Genomic DNA, 1,175 nt, shown 5'->3' with positions numbered 1-1,175 from the left:
TAGACATCTCCAAAATAGAAGCATTATCTAGTAAAAGAGTATAAAATTAGATTTTTAGCCAGAAGAACATGAGTTCTGTATTAGATTATATTCAAAACAACCCTCAGGAAACGCAGCGATTGGTTGGTCTGAAGCACGAGCAGCTAGAAGAACTAATCTCAGAAGCGATCGCCTTACATACCCAAAAGCAACAGGACATCGAGGCAAAGAAAGTTAGAATCATAAATAAAGGGGGCGGTCGTAAGGTAAAGCTATCCACGGAAGAGCAAATTCTTTTAACTTTGATATATTTACGACATTTGACAACATTTCAATTATTAGGTATCCAGTTTGGAGTGAGTGAATCAACCGCAAACGATACATTTAACTACTGGTTTCCAGTGCTACAAAAACTCCTACCATCTAGTTTACTTGAACAGGTAAAAAAAAACGCCAGCGAGTATGAGGTAGTGCAAGAAATTTTAACCGATTATGAACTAATAGTAGATAGTTCGGAACAGCCCAGAGAGAGGCCTGGGGACTATAAAGAGCAGAAAAAGTATTACTCAGGTAAGAAAAAAGACCATACCTTTAAAAATCAAATTACTGTTTTACCAGATGGCAAAGATATTGTTGATGTAATCGCGGGAGAACCAGGACCAAAAAGTGATATAAATTTGTTTCGGTCAGGTCAGAATGGATTTCATCCTAATCAAAAGTTTAAAGGAGATAAAGGTTATGAAGGAGAAGGAGCAATTAATACTCCCACAAAAAAGCCGAAAAAAGGAGAATTAACATTATTGCAAAAAGAGAAAAATAAAGAACAGGCGTCTGAACGAATATTTGTCGAACATTTGATTCGTGTCATTAAGATATTTAGAGTTGCATCTGAAAGATTTAGATTAAATGCAAGTAAATACGAACAAATAATTATGACGATATGTGGACTTGTAAGATTCCGACTCGGAACATTAGTTTTACCAATATAAGATAGCGCGATTTTACAGAGCTAAAATTAGCGTAGATAAATACTTAGTTTTGCCTTATTCTCAACAGTAACTGTCTCAAAGCCTGATTTTTCTATTGAGACTGGCTGACGTTTGCACCTTGCGATTGCGCGGAGCGCACTGCCCCTTGGGCAATCGCCTGTTGAAAGCCAGCTATAGAGAGGTATTGGCATTTTTCGGAGATGTCTA

Annotated in this window: 1 protein-coding gene; it reads left to right on the top strand. The window is 37.0% G+C overall.

All coding sequences use genetic code 11. From position 1 onward, the window contains the following. The first annotated feature begins 68 nt into the window (after positions 1–68). Complete coding sequence (locus tag ACM0OZ_RS48940) at positions 69–968, top strand: transposase (RefSeq protein ID WP_414590176.1); 900 nt, start codon at positions 69–71, stop codon at positions 966–968. Positions 969–1,175 lie beyond the last annotated feature (207 nt).

The organism is Scytonema sp. PCC 10023 (genome assembly GCF_963920835.1).
Taxonomy (GTDB): Bacteria; Cyanobacteriota; Cyanobacteriia; order Cyanobacteriales; family Nostocaceae; genus Kalymmatonema.
Note: the sequence above shows the minus strand (reverse complement) of the source record. Positions and strands in the feature narration are given on the sequence as shown.